This is a genomic window from Roseibacillus persicicus, assembly GCF_014651675.1.
Classification (GTDB): domain Bacteria; phylum Verrucomicrobiota; class Verrucomicrobiia; order Verrucomicrobiales; family Akkermansiaceae; genus Roseibacillus; species Roseibacillus persicicus.
The window spans coordinates 138,447-154,259 of sequence record NZ_BMXI01000011.1 but is presented as its reverse complement, the minus strand read 5'-3'; the positions used below and the strand labels follow the sequence as shown (position 1 = coordinate 154,259).

Annotated in this window: 17 protein-coding genes; 12 read left to right on the top strand and 5 right to left on the bottom strand. The window is 55.7% G+C overall.

Annotated features, from left to right (window positions below):
• Positions 1–115: 115 nt before the first annotated feature.
• The 5 genes from IE099_RS13665 to IE099_RS13645 all read left to right on the top strand — a co-directional run bounded on the left by IE099_RS13665 (position 116) and on the right by IE099_RS13645 (position 3,937).
• Positions 116–1,264, top strand: a complete 1,149-nt coding sequence (locus IE099_RS13665; protein ID WP_189570783.1) for a M20/M25/M40 family metallo-hydrolase — start codon at positions 116–118, stop codon at positions 1,262–1,264.
• 14 nt (positions 1,265–1,278) lie between these two features.
• Positions 1,279–1,548 (top strand): hypothetical protein, encoded by a 270-nt coding sequence (locus tag IE099_RS13660; RefSeq protein ID WP_189570781.1) that lies wholly within the window; start codon positions 1,279–1,281, stop codon positions 1,546–1,548.
• A 29-nt stretch (positions 1,549–1,577) separates the two neighbouring features.
• Complete coding sequence (locus IE099_RS13655) at positions 1,578–2,540, top strand: glucosyl-3-phosphoglycerate synthase (protein WP_189570778.1); 963 nt, start codon at positions 1,578–1,580, stop codon at positions 2,538–2,540.
• Positions 2,541–2,599: 59 nt separating this feature from the next.
• Entirely contained in the window at positions 2,600–3,361 is a 762-nt protein-coding gene (locus tag IE099_RS13650; protein WP_189570776.1) for a hydroxypyruvate isomerase family protein, read from the top strand.
• Positions 3,362–3,430: 69 nt separating this feature from the next.
• Positions 3,431–3,937 carry a hypothetical protein gene (locus IE099_RS13645; RefSeq protein WP_189570774.1) on the top strand — a complete coding sequence of 169 codons (507 nt, stop codon included), beginning with the start codon at positions 3,431–3,433 and terminating at the stop codon, positions 3,935–3,937.
• 83 nt (positions 3,938–4,020) lie between these two features.
• Here IE099_RS13645 and IE099_RS13640 read toward each other — a convergent pair whose 3' ends face one another.
• Entirely contained in the window at positions 4,021–4,284 is a 264-nt protein-coding gene (locus tag IE099_RS13640) for a hypothetical protein (RefSeq protein ID WP_189570773.1), read from the bottom strand.
• 120 nt (positions 4,285–4,404) lie between these two features.
• On the opposite strand from IE099_RS13640, the gene fbaA reads away from it, so the two are divergent.
• The 7 genes from fbaA to IE099_RS13605 all read left to right on the top strand — a co-directional run bounded on the left by fbaA (position 4,405) and on the right by IE099_RS13605 (position 12,384).
• Positions 4,405–5,433 carry a class II fructose-bisphosphate aldolase gene (gene fbaA, locus IE099_RS13635; RefSeq protein WP_189570771.1) on the top strand — a complete coding sequence of 343 codons (1,029 nt, stop codon included), beginning with the start codon at positions 4,405–4,407 and terminating at the stop codon, positions 5,431–5,433.
• Between the two features lie 135 nt (positions 5,434–5,568).
• Positions 5,569–7,482 carry a peptide ABC transporter substrate-binding protein gene (locus IE099_RS13630; RefSeq protein WP_189570769.1) on the top strand — a complete coding sequence of 638 codons (1,914 nt, stop codon included), beginning with the start codon at positions 5,569–5,571 and terminating at the stop codon, positions 7,480–7,482.
• Positions 7,483–7,627: 145 nt separating this feature from the next.
• Positions 7,628–8,950, top strand: coding sequence for a homoserine dehydrogenase (locus IE099_RS13625; protein WP_189570767.1), 1,323 nt, complete (start codon positions 7,628–7,630; stop codon positions 8,948–8,950).
• Between the two features lie 67 nt (positions 8,951–9,017).
• The gene (locus IE099_RS13620) at positions 9,018–9,659 is read left to right on the top strand and encodes a DUF2959 family protein (protein ID WP_189570765.1); all 642 of its coding nucleotides are present in this window, start codon (positions 9,018–9,020) and stop codon (positions 9,657–9,659) included.
• 13 nt (positions 9,660–9,672) lie between these two features.
• Positions 9,673–9,963, top strand: a complete 291-nt coding sequence (locus IE099_RS13615) for a DUF2164 domain-containing protein (protein ID WP_189570763.1) — start codon at positions 9,673–9,675, stop codon at positions 9,961–9,963.
• 159 nt (positions 9,964–10,122) lie between these two features.
• Positions 10,123–10,875 carry an ABC transporter permease gene (locus IE099_RS13610; RefSeq protein WP_189570760.1) on the top strand — a complete coding sequence of 251 codons (753 nt, stop codon included), beginning with the start codon at positions 10,123–10,125 and terminating at the stop codon, positions 10,873–10,875.
• A gap of 15 nt (positions 10,876–10,890) precedes the next feature.
• Positions 10,891–12,384, top strand: a complete 1,494-nt coding sequence (locus IE099_RS13605; RefSeq protein ID WP_189570758.1) for a DUF7088 domain-containing protein — start codon at positions 10,891–10,893, stop codon at positions 12,382–12,384.
• On the opposite strand, the gene IE099_RS13600 is transcribed toward IE099_RS13605, so the two are convergent.
• The 4 genes from IE099_RS13600 to IE099_RS13585 all read right to left on the bottom strand — a co-directional run bounded on the left by IE099_RS13600 (position 12,314) and on the right by IE099_RS13585 (position 15,726).
• Positions 12,314–13,051 (bottom strand): arginine-tRNA-protein transferase, encoded by a 738-nt coding sequence (locus IE099_RS13600; RefSeq protein ID WP_189570757.1) that lies wholly within the window; start codon positions 13,049–13,051, stop codon positions 12,314–12,316. The genes IE099_RS13605 and IE099_RS13600 overlap by 71 nt on opposite strands.
• Before the next feature lie 524 nt (positions 13,052–13,575).
• Positions 13,576–14,367 carry a metallophosphoesterase family protein gene (locus IE099_RS13595; RefSeq protein ID WP_189570755.1) on the bottom strand — a complete coding sequence of 264 codons (792 nt, stop codon included), beginning with the start codon at positions 14,365–14,367 and terminating at the stop codon, positions 13,576–13,578.
• On the bottom strand, positions 14,367–14,942 hold the full coding sequence (rlmB, locus tag IE099_RS13590; RefSeq protein ID WP_189570753.1) for a 23S rRNA (guanosine(2251)-2'-O)-methyltransferase RlmB: 576 nt from the start codon (positions 14,940–14,942) through the stop codon (positions 14,367–14,369). The genes IE099_RS13595 and rlmB overlap by 1 nt, the downstream gene beginning before the upstream one ends.
• A 64-nt stretch (positions 14,943–15,006) precedes the next feature.
• Entirely contained in the window at positions 15,007–15,726 is a 720-nt protein-coding gene (locus IE099_RS13585; protein ID WP_189570751.1) for a hypothetical protein, read from the bottom strand.
• Positions 15,727–15,813 lie beyond the last annotated feature (87 nt).

Below are 15,813 nucleotides of genomic sequence, written 5' to 3'. Positions count from 1 at the left end.
CCAATTCATACTAGGTTCATCCGTTCAGAACCCCGCCACCATCAACCATTTTCACACGAAAAAACTTTTCCCACCCCCTCTCAACATCGACTCTGATTCAAGCTCACGACACACTATGCCCTCCCCAACTGACTTCCTCGAACTCCTTCAAGCCCATCAAGAACTCGTCCTCGCCAACGCCCTCCTCCTGGGCGAATTCCCTTCCCCTTCCGGGGGCGAAGAAGACCGCATCAAGTTCCTCGCCGAGCGCTTTTCCACCCTTCAGGATGTTTCCATTGATGAGCAAGGCAACCTGCAAGCCATCATCCCGGGCAAGAACCCCAATTTCAACGTCCTCATCGCCGCCCATGCCGACACCTTGTTGACGAACAAGGCCGACCAAAGGCTCACCATCAATGTCGGGCCCGAGAGCATTACCGGACCAGGGATGGCGGACAACACCATCGGCCTGGCGACTCTCGCAACCATTCCCGACCTCTTCGAGAAGCTCGGCATCCAGCCCGAGGCCAACATCATTCTGCTTGCCCATACCAAGTCGCAAAACTCGCACGACTTGGCCGGCCTGCGCTTCTTCCTCGAGAACTTCAAGCGCCCAATCCATGCCGGACTCGTGCTCGAGGGCATCACCTTGGGGCGTCTCAACCACTCTTGTCTCGGCATGGTGCAAGCGGATGTCATCTGCCGGGTCCACCAAGAGCCCGGCACCCGCTGGGAGGCAGCGGAAAATGCGATGATCATCATGCACCGCATCATTCGCCGCATCCTGGAGATTCCTATTCCCCAAGAACCCCGCACCTCGGTGATCCTCGGCTCCCTCCGCGCCGGCAAGACTTTCAATCGACCTCCTGAACTTGCGCGTTTGAAGCTCGAAATCCGGTCCGAGGAACCTGGCAAAGCTCGCGAAATCCGTTATCAAATCTCCGACATTCTGGACGAGATTTCCTCCGAAACCGCTTCGGACTGCTCCATCACTTTCCCCGCCCTTCGCAAGCCAGGAGGAATCCCCTTCAACCATCCCCTCGTTGCCGCCGCCCGTGAGGTGCAAGAGGAGTTGGGGCTCAAGACTACGACAGGGCCCAGCTATTCCGATCTTTCCATTCTCATCGAACACGAAATCCCCGCCCTCACCATCGGCCTAACAACAGCAACGAACCTAAACGAGTCCGACGAAACGGTAGCGCTCCCACCTCTCCTGACCGGCCTCGCCCAAGTGTTTGGAATCCTCCAATCGGTCGACACTCTCGAGTCCATTCTTGCCATCTAACCTGCCTCCCAATCATGGCTACCCTCGTCGAGATTAAGAAAACCAAACAGGTCGCCATCTTTCTTGGCACCGGCTATGGCATGTATCAATCCAAGAGCGAGAGTGGCTTTTCCGTGCGAACGAACTCAGGTCAATCCCATCAAATTGCCCTTTCCGATTTCAACGGCGAGGTGATGTGGATCGATGCGAAAGAAATCCGCGTTCTTTCCATCGATGGAGAGTCGCCTGCCAGCATCCTGCATCAGGCCAAGAATCCGCCCGCGCTGCCACCCACCCATTCCTAACTTCCCAATTTCCAATCAAACAGAACCCCATGTCCTGGCTTAAAACCAACACCTACCATCACTCCGATTTCGCTGACCTCGAGGCCCTTTGCAAAGAGAAGGCCGAGAGCGGGCTTAAGATTTCCCTCTGCATCCCCACCCTCAACGAAGAGGCCACCATCGGCAAGGTGGTCGTCATTCTAAAGAGTGAACTCATGGACCGCTTTCCGCTGATCGATGAAATCGCGGTCATCGACTCCGGCTCAACTGACAAGACAGGCGAAGTAGCCAAATCCTTTGGCGCGGAGTTCTACTACTCCGGCGACATCATGTCCTCCACCGGATTCAAGCGGGGCAAGGGCGAAAACCTCTGGAAAGCTATTCATCAGCTGAAGGGCGATATCATCGCCTACGTGGACGCCGACATTGCAAACATTCACCCCCGCTTCGTCTACGGGCTGATCGGACCGCTGCTGGAAAAACCCGAAGTCAGTTATGTGAAGGCCTTCTATGAGCGTCCCCTCGCCTTTTCGCAAGGGATTCGCCCCACTGGTGGAGGTCGGGTGACCGAGATTTTGGTGCGCCCGCTTTTCAGTCTCTTTTACCCTGAACTCACCCAACTTTTCCAACCGCTCTCCGGCGAATACGCGGTTCGTCGCGAGACTTTGGAGAAAATCCCGTTCCCGATCGGCTATGGAGTTGAGACCTCTCACATCCTCGATGTCTATAAGGAAGACGGGATGAAAGCCTTTGCGCAAGTCGACCTCGATCAAAGGGTTCACCGCAATCAGGATACCAACGCTTTGGGCAAGATGTCCTTCGGGATTTTGCAGAGCTTCTTGGGACGACTTCAAGATCACGGCAAGGTCAGCGACCTGGCCGAACTCTCTTCCGTCTACCGCTCCCTGCAAGCCACTGGCACCGAGTATGAGCAAATCGAGAAAGAGATTCTCGAGGAAGAACGTCCGCCGATTAATACCATCCCCGAGTATCTGGAAAAGTTTCCAAGGTAGCGGCCCTGGTCCTGCATTGACAGAGCCAGTTAGAAAGACAGGAATGGGCGTGCACCGTCATGAAACACTCTGTCTCCTACTGGCCCTTTGCCGACATTCCTCTGGTCGATTTTGCTGAGAAGATTGCCCCTCTCGGCTATGAGGGAATCGACTTATTGCATCCCGAACAGGCCAAGGAAATAAGAGGCACAGGAGTCTGCTGTTCCGTCACTGCCGCACCCGAGCACGCTTCGGGATTGGGCTGCATCGAGCGCGCTTTCAACCGCATCGAACACCACGCGACTCTTCATGAGATCTACCGTGCGCTCATCCCTGCGGCAGCCGAAGCCGGCGTCCAGCAGGTCATCTGCTTTTCTGGCAATCGCGAGGGACTCGATGACGCCACGGGCCTGGACAATTGTGCTCGCGGGCTCGAACCACTGCTCCCTCTCGCGGAGGAGCATGGCATTGTCCTCCTCATGGAGCTGCTCAACTCCAAAGTCGACCATCCCGACTACCAATGCGACCACACCGCATGGGGGGCCGCCCTTTGCGAAAAGCTGGGCCATCCGCACTTCAAGCTCCTCTACGACATCTATCACATGCAGATCATGGAGGGGGACGTCATCCGCAACATCCGCGACTATCATCAACACATCGCGCACTATCACACTGCCGGAAACCCGGGGCGCAACGAAATCGATGAGAGCCAAGAGCTCTTCTACCCCGCGATCGTGAAGGCGGTTCGTGAAACGGGATTCGAGGGCTTCTTCGGACAAGAATTCATCCCAACGCGAGAACCCGTCGAATCGCTGGCAGATGCGATTGCAAGATGTAGCTGACAAGAATCAACCTTCATCTCGGCCCTCTCAATATCTATCTAACAAACCAGACAACAAACTCATCTTATAATGAAACGATCCTGCTCTCTTTCCCTCCTCGCGCTAGCTTCCGCCACGCTGCTCTCCAACTGCGTTTCCTACTACCGCCTGCCTGATGGTTACACCGGCCCACGCGCGACCGTGAAAGACACCGCCACTCAGGTCACCCCTCTCAAGGCCGAAATCTTCCGGGTTCAGAAGATCAATGGCGAAACCGACGGCAACACCCCCATGGCCACTCCTTACGGTGGAGGGATGGGGGTCGTATTGCGCTCCTCCCAGCGTGAAATCCCTGCCGGGGAACCTATCACCCTCACCATTGGAGGCGGCGATTCTTACGCTGCCGACGGGGCTGCGCTGATCGACTCCATGGCAGGCAAGCGCCGCAAGTCCGTTTCCGGAGATATCATCTTCATCCCCAAGGCTGACAAAACTTACGTCGTGAAGGGAACGACCGGCAAGGACTCCTCCTCAGTCTGGTTGGAGGAAGAAGGAACCCAACGCCTGGTTAGTAAAAAGCTGGTTGGCGACGATTAATCCCAGCCAAACGCCAAGTTTTCATCGTAAACATTTATGCCTGGTTGATTGGCCGGGCATGAATTCCCTGCTGCGCAAAGGCCCTACCAATGGGACTCTTTTCCCAAAAATTCGAGTAGACGCCGCAAGAGCCATCCCTTGCCAGAAAGCCCAATCAAGGTGAAGAGCAACCCCAATCCGATGGGAGCGGAAAGGATGAGCCACCAGACAAGAAGAGTCATCTCCAACTCAAAGCTGGAGGATACGAGAATCCACAGGAGAAAGGCCGGAAAACCTCCCAACAAAGCCCCAAGTCCAAAATAGCAAAGCGCCCTCACCCACACCCCACCTTGATAGCTCTTTCTCATGGGCTGCGCAAGCATCGGCCTGTTGGGGAAGGCTCAGTCACCTGATGTCTGGCTCGCTCTCATTCTTTCCAAAATTCATCACTCTTGCACGAGGGGCACTTTTCCGTTAATGCCGCCTTCATGCCAGTTGCAACACCTGCTCAATACCGGGACATGCTCGATGCCGCTCAGAAGAACGGTTATGCCTATCCGGCCATCAACATCACCTCCATCGTCACTGCCAATGCCGCGCTCAAGGCCTTCGCAGATGCCAAGTCTGATGGAATCATCCAAGTTTCCACCGGTGGCGGCCAGTTTGCCTCCGGATTGAATGTCAACGATGCCGCTTTCGGTGCCATCGTTCTGGCGGAAGCGGTTCATCGTCTTGCCGAAAAATACGATATTCTCGTCGCTCTTCACACCGACCACTGTCACCCGGAGAAAGTCGATTCTTTCCTCCGTCCCCTCCTCGACGAGTCCCGTGCTCGCAAGGAAAAGGGCTTGGGACCACTCTTCAACTCCCACATGTTCGACGGCTCGGTCGTCGACCTTGACGAGAACATGAAGATCTCGGCGGAACTCCTTAAGGAATGCGTCGAGCTCGACATCATTCTCGAAATCGAGGCCGGCTGCGTCGGTGGCGAAGAAGACGGTCACGACACCTCGGGCCTCCCTGCTGAAAAGCTCTACACCACTCCCGACGACATGCTTCAGGTCTACGAGACCCTCAACCCCATCGGTCGCTTCATGTTCGCGGCCACTTTCGGTAACGTTCACGGTGCCTACAAGCCCGGTTCCGTCAAACTGAAGCCCACCATCCTGCGCGACGGTCAGAAAGTCGTGATGGACAAGTATGGCGCCGAAGCGGAAATGGACCTCGTCTTCCACGGGGGCTCCGGTACCTCCGCCGAAGACCTTCAGGAGACTCTCGACTACGGTGTCATCAAGATGAACATCGACACCGACACCCAATACGCCTTCACCCGCCCCATCGTCACTCACATGTGCGAGAACATCGAGGGCGTGCTGAAGATCGACGGCGAAGTCGGCAACAAGAAAGTCTACGACCCACGCGGCTACCTCAAAAAAGCCGAAGCCTCCGTCGCCGCGCGTCTGGTGCAAGCTTGTGATGAGCTCAAGTCCAGCGGCAACACCATCTACTCGGCTTAGATCATCGAAAATCTTTAATGAAAAGCCTCTCGGGTTCACTCCCGAGAGGCTTTTTTGTGCAAAGAAGCCAGAAGCTTGCCGTGAACACGCAAAAAGTACTGCCCAAGCTCTTTTCCTACTGTAAAGCTCTTCGCGATGGTTCGATTCATTGCTCTTTTGCCCTTTCTGCTTTTTCTCGCCGCTTGCGATTCCCGAAGTGACGTCGAGCGCGCCAACGAAGAGAAGATCCTCATCATAGGAAATTCGAATGAACCCAAGGGCTTGGATCCCCATTTAGTCTCCGGCGTTCTGGAATCAAACATCATTCGCGCCCTCTTCGAAGGACTCTGTGTGGAAGACCATCAGAACGACGGCATCCCCCTCCCGGGAGCAGCTGCGAGCTGGGAAGCCAGCGAGGACTTCACCGCTTGGACCTTTCATCTGCAACCCGAGGGAAAATGGTCAGATGGCATCCCCGTCACAGCCCATGACTTCGCCTTCTCCTATCGCCGCCTCCTCTCGCCAGATCCGAACTGGCCGGCCAAGTATGCGGAGATGCTCTACTTCATCGAGAACGCCGAGAACTACTCCAAGAACCGTCGGGGCGAAATCCTTATGGCTCGTGATTCCTCCTTCCCAACCAGTTGGGAAACACTTTCCCAAGCGAACTTCCGAGGAAATGAAAAGGTCGACGTTTCGGCCTTTGCCAACAAAACATTCGACGAACTCACTCCAGACCAACGAAAAAAGCGTCTCGCCAGCAAAGGGCTCGATAAGCTGAATGAGAAAGAACTAACCTACCTCCGAGACAACCTCTCCGTTTTCGACTGGCCCGATTCGATTTCCGAAGAGGTCCAGCTCGCCACCGTCACCCGACTGCTCGAGAATGTCGGCATCGACCTCTGGAACAAGGCCCGAGTGGGCGTGAACGCCATCGATGACTTCACACTAGAGATTCAGCTGCGCGGCCCGGTTCCTTTCCTCCCCGAAATCACCAAGCACTACACTTGGTATCCCGTGCCCCGTCACATCATCTTGAAGCATGGCAAAATCAACACCGCCTTCGCCTCCAAGTGGACCAAGCCCGGCAACATCGTGTCAAACGGCCCCTTCAAGCTCAAGACCTGGCGCACCAACCATGTTCTGGAGGTCGAGCGCAACCCTGAGTATTGGGATATTGAGAAAGTGCATCTCAACGGAATCCGTTATCTGCCAATCTCCAACTACTACACCGAGTCCCGGATGTTCGGGGACGACCAATTGCATGTCACCTACACCCTTCCCTCGGAACTCATCCCTTACGCCAAAAAGAATTTCAAGAAGGAGCTCAGGCAGGAGCCTTATGTTGGAACCCGCTTCCTGCGCTCGAATATTCGTCGCCCTCCTTTCGACAACCCCAAGGTCCGGCGAGCCTTTGCCTTGTCCATCGACCAGCGCGCCATCTGCGAAGACATTCTGGGGGGTGGTCAGCAACCGGCCTCGGGAATTGTGCCGCCTTTCGAAGGTTATGAAGGGCCGGAGGTCATCAAGTTCGACCCCGAGGAAGCGAAGCGATTGCTCGCGGAATCCGGCTATGCCTCCACCACCGGCTTCCCAACCATCACCTTGCTGACAACCAGCTCCGACTCCGCGATTGTCGAAGCCGTCGCCCTGCAGGGAATGTGGGAGAAGCACTTGGGAATCAAGGTCCGCATTGTTCAGCGTGAGTGGACCACCTATTTGCAAAAGCAGTATGATGCGGACTTCGACCTCTGCGTCGCGGGCTGGATCGGAGACTATCTCTACCCCAGCACCTTCCTCGACATGTGGATCAAGGGGGGAGGCAACAACAATACCGGATGGAGTTCGGAAGAGTTCGAGAAATTGCTCTACGACGCGGAACAAGCAGTGGAGCAAGAGAAGAAGCTCGCCATCCTGGCCGAGGCCGATCGCCTGATTTCCACCGAAGCTCCTGCCTTCCCGATCTATTGGTATGCGACCAATTACCTGATCCGGCCAGAGGTGGAAAACTGGAACCCCCTCCTCCTGAATAATCATCCCTACAAGTTTGTCCGCCTTGCCACGGACTAGTTTGGGCTCAAACGGCCTTTTTCATACACCACAGGAAGCGGCTCACGGTTCTTTCGCCTAATTCGGAGCTCGTTCCGCAAAGGTGACGGTTCACATCCGCACTTTTTCCACCGCGACACTTGGCCTTTTGCCGACTTAGGGCTAAATGGCCTCCGTGAGTTGCAAAACCCTTGGAATTGGCTTGGCAGGATTCGGAACTGTTGGTTCCGGCGTATGGAATATTCTCGCCCGCAATGGCGAGCTGATCACCGACAGAACGCACGGCTCGGTCAATCTGGAGATCCGCAAGGTCATCGTTCGCGACCTCAATAAATTTCGAGAAGCGGACGCTCCCGATGAGATCTTCGACACCGACTTGGCCCTGCTAATCGAGGACCCCTCCATCGACATCGTAGTCGAGTTGATCGGCGGCACCCAGGCTGCCTTTCATCTGGTGGCCGCAGCGCTCAAGGCCGGCAAACCAGTGGTCACTGGTAACAAGGCACTTCTCGCCGAGCGCGGGAAAGAACTGTTCGCCCTTTCCGCCGAACACAAAACCCCGATTCACTTTGAAGCCGCAGTCGCCGGCGCCATCCCAGTTATCAAAGCCGTTCAAGAGTCCTTTATCGGCAATCGCATCGAGTCTCTGACCGGCATCATCAATGGCACCTCCAACTACATTCTCCAACGCATGACGGAAGCCGGACTCGGCTACCCCGAAGCCTTGGGTGAGGCCAAGGAACTCGGTTACGCCGAAGCCGACGAGACCCTCGACGTCAACGGTTGGGACGCGGCCCACAAGGCGATTCTACTCGCCTCCCTCTCCTACGGCACCCTCATCAACTACGAGGATGTTTATGTCCGTGGCATTGAGATGGTCACCCCCCTCGACATCCGCTTCGCGAAGGAACTGGGCTACGTCGTCAAACTCCTTTCCCTCGTCCGCCAGCACGAAGACGGCAGCATCGAGATCCGCACCCAGCCTTCCTTCATCTCCGCGAAACACATTCTCGCCTCGGTCAACGGGGTCTTCAATGCCATCGCGGTGAAGGGTGATGCCGCTGGCGAATCCCTCTTCTATGGCCGGGGTGCGGGACAAGAACCCACTGGTAGCTCTGTGGTCGCAGACCTCGTGGAAGCAGCCCGCCTGATGGAACACGGAGGCACTCACCGCGGCTTCCTCCCAGCGGAAGAATCCCCCAAACTGATGCCCATCGAGGACACCGCGACGCCCTATTACGTTCGCTTCAAGGTCACCGACCGTCCTGGTGTGATTGCCGAAATCGCAACCGTTCTGGCGGAGGCTGGAGTCGGGATTTCCGGAACCCACTCGCCCTCCAACCCCGAGGACCCCGACGCCGATTTCGTCGATATGGTCTTTCTTCTCCACAAGACTCCTTTCGGCCACCTCAAAGAAACCCTGGCCCAAGTAGAAGCCTTGGATTCGGTGACCGAACGCCCGGTAGTTTTCCGGCTCGAGAAGCTTTAGTTGGAAAAAATCCAGTCACGAAAAAAACTATCCATCATCAGGAATTGATTCAAAAATCCTCCCCCTCATGAAGCGACTCTTCCCCCTCACCCTTCTTGTTCTCGCCCTTGGCCTCGGCTCCTGTTCCACCGCCTACTATGGCGCGATGGACAAGTTGGGCTTCGAAAAGCGGCATATCCTCGTGAATCGCGTGAAGAAAGCGAAATCCTCCCAAATCGAAGCCAAGGAACAATTCTCCTCCGCTCTCGACGAATTCATCGCCGTCTCCAATTACAAGGGCGGCGAGCTGGAGAAAATGTATCGTCGTATCGAGAGCGCCTACGGCAAGTCGGAAGCTCGCGCCAAGGACGTGCGCGGTCGCAATAACGCCGTTGAAAGCACTGGCAAAGCTCTCTTCCGCGAGTGGAACAAAGAGATCAAAACCTTCAGCGATCCGGAACTCGCTTCCGCCTCCCGCACCCAATACAACGCGGCCCAAGATCGCTTCGATGAGCTTCAGACCGCGATGCGCAGCGCAGAAGCCAAGCTGGATCCGGTGTTAAAGAAATTCCGCGACCAGACTCTCTTTCTCAAACACAATCTCAATGCGAAAGCGATTAGCGCCCTGGAAAGCCAAGTCGTGCAGGTCAAGGTCGACGTCGCTCGCCTGATCCGTGACATGGAACGCTCGATTGAAGAGGCCGACCGCTTCATTTCCGAAATGCGGTAGAGGATTCAGCGGAATGAAGATCGATCTGCCCTCACACCAGAAAGCGGAGGCTCTCGAATCGATACAAAGGTATTTATCGGAAGAAATCGAAGTCGACATCAGCGAGATGCAGGCCGAGTTTCTTTTCGATTTTTTCCAGAAGGAGCTGGCTCCCTTGGCCTACAATCAAGGGATCAAAGACGCCCAGAAGTTCCTGATTCTGAAGAGTGAGGACTTGGGCGGGACTTGTTTTGAAGAGGGGCTGACTTACTGGAAAAATTCGAAAAACAAGTTCGGAAGAATTCGCAGGAAGCCGGGAGATTAGGTGAACGTGAATTTGGAAATGCAGTTTCAGCACGGCAGCCCCCGGAGCAGATCGGAACTCCAAACAAAGCGAAAATCCAAAAGGACTACTTTCTCAAAAAATCCCCCATTGCCTTCCCCCGCTCTCCCTGCCTAGTTTCTTGTCCCACGGACACATCGCATGCGACTTCTTCTCAACCTCTATCGCAAAGAGCTTAAAACCTACTTTTACACCCTCTTCGGATGGGTCGTGCTGGCCTTTGTGGCTTTGATGCAGGGGCTCTCCCTATCGACCGCAATGAAGGGTTTTGCCGACGCCCCCGTTGCCCAATCCCTGGTCTACGTGACCTATCACACCCCGAACTTCTGGTTCTACTTTCTCTTCATCTTTCCGCTCATAACCATGCGCCTCTTTGCCGAGGAAGAGCGCTCCGGCACCTTGGAAACCCTGATGACCGCGCCGGTAAAGACCTGGCAAGTCGTCGTCGCCAAGTACGGGGCCGCGCTGACCTTTTACCTCGTCCTCCTCATCCCATCTCTACTGCACTTCATTCTCTTCCCCATTCTCACTGACATCCCCGCTCCATTCTCCAAAGGTTCCTTTTTTGGCGGGATGCTGGTGCTCGTCCTAATGGGCTGCTATTTCACCGCCCTGGGGCTCTTGGGTTCGGCCCTCACGTCCTCCCAAATCGTCGCTGGCATTATCACCGTCGGCCTCCTCGTTCTCCACTACTTCCTCGGCTATGTGCCGGTCATTTGGGGGGATAGCTTTCAGGCTGCCGGTCTCTTCCGATACCTCTCTTCGCAGCAGCACCTCTCCGATTTCACTACCGGTCTCATCGATACCAGAGCGATTGCCTTCTATCTGCTCTCGGCCTCCTTTGTCGTCTTTCTCACCCACCACCTCGTGGACTTCCGCCGCTGGCGCAACTGATCTTCTTCTTTCGCCATGAAACCTATTTCCCGTCTCGGTATTGGTAGCCTTTCCGTGATCCAGTTGATTCTGGCCACGGTGATTTTTCTCGCCGCCGCCTACCTCTCCGCCAACTACTTCAAGGTCTGGGATCTGAGCAAAGATCAAGATTACACCCTCTCCGACCTCACTCAGAAGATCCTTTCCAAGGAGGCTCTCGCCCAGCGCGAGGATCCAGTCCTCGTCACCGTAGCCTTCCGAAAGACCTCTCCCTACTACCAGCGCGTGCGCCGCTCCGTTGAGGAATTCGAACGTGAGTCCAGGGGCAAAATCAAAGCCAAGTTCCTCGACCCGGTGCGCGAACCAGACGCGGCCTCCCGGTTTGCCAGCGCCTACAATCTCACTCTCAACACCGACCTCATTCTCATCGATGCCCGACCAAAAGGTAGTGCCGCTCCCGATCCCAATCTCACACGCTATCTTGCGGTGGAGGATCTTGTGATTTTCCAGACGGATCAAAATAACCAACGGCGCCCCATCGGATTCCAAATCGAGGATCGCATCGCCACCGCTCTCCTCAGCATCGTGGAAGGAGCGCCCCGCAAGCTCTATTTTCTCGCCGACAAATCACCAGTGGAATCCGGCAGCACCGAGTCGCCATGGACCATGCTGGCCGAGACACTTCTTCGCCAGAATCTCATTCTCGAGCCCATTAACTTGTCGGACACCCAGTCCATCCCCGCCGACGCGGAAGCCGTCGTTCTTGTGGCACCCAGCTATGATTTGGAAGACCGCGAGCTGGCGATTCTGGATGATTACTGGGAGCGACCCAAGGCTTCGATCCTCGCTATTCTCGATCCCAAGCACCGCCCTGCCAAGCTCCGCGCCTTTCTCCGGCGACACGGCATCACTCCGAACAACGACAGACTCGTCACCGTGCAAAATGGTCGCAGCATCAATCAGGTGTCCGCCATCTTTACCGATTTCGAGGGAGTCAACGAGGGGCTCGGTGGCCAGTCGACGACCTTTGACGGCCCCACTTGCTCCCTCTCTGTGCGGGAAAGCGCCGAGGACCTCAACTCGCAGAACATCTTTCCCATCAACCTCCTGCAAGCCAGCCCCAGCTTCTGGGGCGAAACCCGTTATCAGGAAGTCGGAGTTCTCCCCGAGTTCAACTCAGCTGAAGACCTTCGCAATGAGCAGGGCCTCCCCGTGGCTGCGGCCGTCATCGTCGGCGACGCCACTTCGGACGAAGCGGCGGAAGCAGCCAGCCGCATGGTCGTCATTTCCAACAGTCACTTTCTCCATCCCGAACGGGCTCGTGAGGAACAGATCGATTTCGTCAAAAACTCGGTCAACTGGCTGATTGGCCGCGAGGAATTGGTCGGCGTCGGCCCTCGTGGTCTCCGCACCTACAAACTCAATTTGGTGGGGCCCGAGGTGACCTTCCTCAACAACCTCATCCTCTTTTTATTGCCATCAGGCCTTCTGGTATTGGGAGGGCTTGTTTGGAGCAATCGTCGGGCGTGAAGGGGCGCCACTGCCGCCAGTCCCAGACCCAAGCGGGCTTGACCTCCTTCTTGTAGTCATAGGGCGAAGACTCGATGCAGGCATAGCCAAGGTAGTAGAAATCCAGCCCCGCTTCCCGGGCGTATTGCATCTCCATAAGCATGGTGAAAATACCGAGCCGTCGCTGGCTTTCCGCTGGGTCGAAAATGCCGTAGATGCTCGAACACGCCTTCAGTCCAATATCGAGAAAACTAGCTGCTACCAGCCTATCACCAGACCTCACGCTCAGCTGCATACAGGGTAATGGAACCCCGTTCGGCTCTTCCCCTAGAAAATCAGACAAGGCATCGGGAACGTTCTCCCGAAAGCGACTCTTGTGGGCTTGGAACAAGGCTTCCTCTTCCTCCCCGGGCTCAGCGGGCCCGAACTCAACTTGCAAGTCCTCGTTCCGCCGCAAGGTGCGCCGCTGGCTCTTCGACGGCTTCCATTCCGCCAATGGAACCCGAAGATTGAGAACTCTTTTCCACTGTTCCTCTTGCCACATCAGACTATAGCGAAAAAAACGGGGACCGAAATGCCTCCACCCCTCGCCCCACAGTTCATCCATCCGCTCACGCGCAATCACCTGCGCTTCGCCAAGCTCATTGATCAAGGGCCAGAAGTCCGCGCTATCTGTTTTCACTGACATCTCGACCGACAATCCTCTTTACCGAGTGGGCAGAAAAGGAAAAAGCCGCTGGATTTCTCCAGCGGCCCAAACAAATTTTCCGAATAATGAAAGCTAAACCAAGAACGTGAGGTTACCGCCTCACGGGTCGCTTTGATGAGTAGAGAAAACCATCCCCACCGCATTTCGACAAACCTTGCCGAGTTCCTTATTCCTCACAAATAATCAGGAGCATTTAACTTTTCAGGGAGCTTCGCTAATTCAGCACAGCTAGTTATCACCCATCACCCATAAACAAGAAAAGCCGAAGAACCGCTTATCCTGACAACCACGGGAAAAATTTTGCAGTCGCGCCATCTAACAAGTCAATCGCCCCCCTGACCTCCCCCTTCGTCACGCCCAATAATCAAGAAATCATGACTATTGGAGTCTCTAGTTCATTCAGGGAATTCTGATTATTGGAGACCTCTTAAGAAAGTGCAAAAACAGCCCGAAGGCGAAGCCGGACGGGCGACCGCAGAGCTACTTCCCCGTCCGGATTGGCTTCATTTCAAAATCACCCGCTGCGCAGCCAAAGACTCCCCGTCGAAGTCAATGGCCAGACCCTTGCACATCTTCATGAGAGATCCCGTGTTCCAAATCGTGCGATGACCAACGTGAAATCGTCCCGGGCGATGAAAATGCCCACACACCAAGTGTTCGCAGTCCGGAGCAAAAGCCTCGAGAAAACGGTTCCCCTCTGCGGCGAAGCCTGTCCAAACTTTTCCAATCTCCACCAGCCGTTCCGGAGGCCAAAAGGCGAGCTTCAAATAGCCGACGAGTCCTTCGGGAGTCTTTCCCCGGGGCCTCAGTAACCGACCGACCTCCCGGGCACAATCCCACCTCTCGTCCAAGCTTTCAGTCTTCCGGCTTTCCAGCAGGGCCATCACTTCCCTTCGTTTATCGAAAAGCTCCCGGCTCCAAGGCGAGGAGGTCTCATAAATCATATCCCCGTGAGTCACCAGAATCCGTCCCTGTCCCAATTTCAACCAACCGTCGCTGGACGCATCCGGATCGTGATTCCCGGTGAGGGCAATCAATCCGACACCCTGTCTCTCGCAGGCCGTCCTGAGCTCATCCCACAAACGATCGGCTTCCGCCCGCCACCCTTTCACCAACTCTTCGCGACCGTCCCCAACCATCACCAGAGTCCCCGCGCCAGCCAAAACAGATTCCACTTGGGCAACGTTCCGCACTGCGGCCCCCGGATGACCCAGATGCCAATCGGAAACCATCCGCACCGGAAGCGCCAGCTCTCGCGGCCCTTCGGAAAACTCAGCGATAGTCGAGGTCACCATCAGCCCATCCGTTGTCTCACCGCTTCGTAGAGACAGATTCCGGTCGCAACGCTTGCATTCAGACACGGAACCTTTCCAAGCATCGGAAGCTTCACGAGGAAATCACAACTCTCTTCGGTCAACCGGCGAAGCCCGTCTCCCTCCGCTCCAATCACCAACCCCAGACTTCCCTTCAGATCCGTTTCGAAAAGAGTCTTTTCCGCCTTATCACTTGTTCCCACCAACCACATCCCCGCCTCCTGCAAAGACTTCATTGCGCGGGAAAGATTGGTGACGCGGACAAAAGGAACCGAGTCTGCAGCCCCTACCGAAATGCGTCGGACGGTATCGGTGATGCCGGCGGATTTGTCCTTGGGCACAATCACAGCCTGCACTCCGGCACCATCGGCGGTTCTCAGAATTGCCCCCAGGTTGTGGGGATCCTGCACACAATCAAGTATGAGCAGAAAATTGATCGAGCCTTCCCTGACCTTGGCCACGAGGTCCTCCTCCGCCAGAGAATTTCCCCGAACGGATCCTCCGGGTCGTCCCCGCACATGACGGTTCTCCCGTGCTTCACCACTTTTCTTGCGCATTGGCCGAAAGGACAACAGCAGGCACGAATTTGCAATCCGGAAGTCGAACCTACGGAGCTAATCTTTACCAAATCCAGACCACGGGCCGCACCACCACCTTCACATCCCCGCCAGTTTCCTGTTCACTTTCTTCAATTGCAGAGGCGACACCGTCCTCGAACTCGACCACTACCTTTCCTTTCTCCTCCTGGGTAGTATGCGTGTAGCGCCGATAAACAGCTCCAGTGTAAGGGTCCACGACGGGCTCATAATGCTTCACCTCTTCATACTCGGCGAATTCCATCGAACCACCGATGCCCTCCTTGGTGCGGCGAAGGGTTTGCTTCGTAGGCTTTCCCAATACCCGGCAGACTTCATCCCGGGTCATCCCCAAAGCCACTTCTCCAGCTTCGATCAGCTTCCGAACATCCATCTCGCGCTGGTAAACGGTCTTGAGCAACTCTTGGATATTTCCGTTCTCCGCCGAAAGGACCGAGGGCTTCACCCAACCAGTTTTACCTTGGCCCTGAACCTTACAAGCCCGCTCATCGAAACCTATGAGGGTCACCTTGCCCTCCTTGATCGGTCCCAGCTTCCGCCCGCCAGTCTTGGTTGCGTAGACCTGTGTCGCCTCCGTGACCCTCAACTCGACCTTCTCATCCTCCGGCAAGAGGTCCGCGACATAGACCACCGATGGATCGGAATCGATGAGAGAACGACGAGCACCTCCCGTCGTTCGGTCCTCTTCCGAGCAGACAAAAACGGCCGACCCGAGCAGGATAGAAACTAGCAGATGGTTCATCATTGGAAATTCTACTCCACTAAGACGCTGGGGAAAGGGAGAATATTCGCAGAATTTTTTCTTTTCCCAGCCAGACTGGTCCCCCTTCAT

Coding starts and splice junctions, on each gene's coding strand:
- IE099_RS13665 (WP_189570783.1), top strand. CDS start 116: ATGCCCTCCCCAACTGACTTCCTCGAACTCCTTCAAGCCCATCAAGAA.
- IE099_RS13660 (WP_189570781.1), top strand. CDS start 1,279: ATGGCTACCCTCGTCGAGATTAAGAAAACCAAACAGGTCGCCATCTTT.
- IE099_RS13655 (WP_189570778.1), top strand. CDS start 1,578: ATGTCCTGGCTTAAAACCAACACCTACCATCACTCCGATTTCGCTGAC.
- IE099_RS13650 (WP_189570776.1), top strand. CDS start 2,600: ATGAAACACTCTGTCTCCTACTGGCCCTTTGCCGACATTCCTCTGGTC.
- IE099_RS13645 (WP_189570774.1), top strand. CDS start 3,431: ATGAAACGATCCTGCTCTCTTTCCCTCCTCGCGCTAGCTTCCGCCACG.
- IE099_RS13640 (WP_189570773.1), bottom strand. CDS start 4,284: ATGAGAAAGAGCTATCAAGGTGGGGTGTGGGTGAGGGCGCTTTGCTAT.
- fbaA (WP_189570771.1), top strand. CDS start 4,405: ATGCCAGTTGCAACACCTGCTCAATACCGGGACATGCTCGATGCCGCT.
- IE099_RS13630 (WP_189570769.1), top strand. CDS start 5,569: ATGGTTCGATTCATTGCTCTTTTGCCCTTTCTGCTTTTTCTCGCCGCT.
- IE099_RS13625 (WP_189570767.1), top strand. CDS start 7,628: ATGGCCTCCGTGAGTTGCAAAACCCTTGGAATTGGCTTGGCAGGATTC.
- IE099_RS13620 (WP_189570765.1), top strand. CDS start 9,018: ATGAAGCGACTCTTCCCCCTCACCCTTCTTGTTCTCGCCCTTGGCCTC.
- IE099_RS13615 (WP_189570763.1), top strand. CDS start 9,673: ATGAAGATCGATCTGCCCTCACACCAGAAAGCGGAGGCTCTCGAATCG.
- IE099_RS13610 (WP_189570760.1), top strand. CDS start 10,123: ATGCGACTTCTTCTCAACCTCTATCGCAAAGAGCTTAAAACCTACTTT.
- IE099_RS13605 (WP_189570758.1), top strand. CDS start 10,891: ATGAAACCTATTTCCCGTCTCGGTATTGGTAGCCTTTCCGTGATCCAG.
- IE099_RS13600 (WP_189570757.1), bottom strand. CDS start 13,051: ATGTCAGTGAAAACAGATAGCGCGGACTTCTGGCCCTTGATCAATGAG.
- IE099_RS13595 (WP_189570755.1), bottom strand. CDS start 14,367: ATGGTGACCTCGACTATCGCTGAGTTTTCCGAAGGGCCGCGAGAGCTG.
- rlmB (WP_189570753.1), bottom strand. CDS start 14,942: ATGCGCAAGAAAAGTGGTGAAGCACGGGAGAACCGTCATGTGCGGGGA.
- IE099_RS13585 (WP_189570751.1), bottom strand. CDS start 15,726: ATGATGAACCATCTGCTAGTTTCTATCCTGCTCGGGTCGGCCGTTTTT.